A 406-nucleotide genomic window follows, 5' to 3' on the forward strand; every position below is an offset into this window, starting at 1 on the left:
CGCCTACGGCGGCACCAACTGCGCCGACTGGCCATACAAGAACGTCCGCACACCGGCTCCCGTCGAATACACCGGAGAGTCCCCCATTGTTGTTATTGGCACCACCGGCGACCCTGCCACGCCTGTGGAGTGGGCCGCTTCGCTCCGCAAGCAACTGGGCAACGCCGCGTTGCTGACCTGGGAAGGCGAGGGCCACACCGCCTACGGCCGGTCCAACAGCTGCATCGAGGACCCCGTTGACACCTACCTTGTCAGCGGTAAGGTTCCCGCCGACAACACAGTGTGCTGAAGACCTCGTCCCGTTTGGTCCCGCCCATTTTGACCCGGGCGCCGGGACTCTATTACAGTTGAATCTTGCATGAAGCGCCCGGTTCAGCCGGGGATATCATGCGGTGCTTCCTTAGCT

General features: G+C 62.8%; 1 protein-coding gene. It reads left to right on the forward strand.

Annotated features, from left to right (window positions below; genetic code table 11):
* Nucleotides 1-289: alpha/beta hydrolase (locus AC5RWX_RS34385; protein ID WP_494100592.1), on the forward strand; the 289-nt coding region annotated here is incomplete at its 5' end.
* Between the last annotated feature and the right edge of the window lie 117 nt (nucleotides 290-406).

The sequence above is a fragment of the Arthrobacter sp. SPT-J7 genome, from assembly GCF_059089965.1.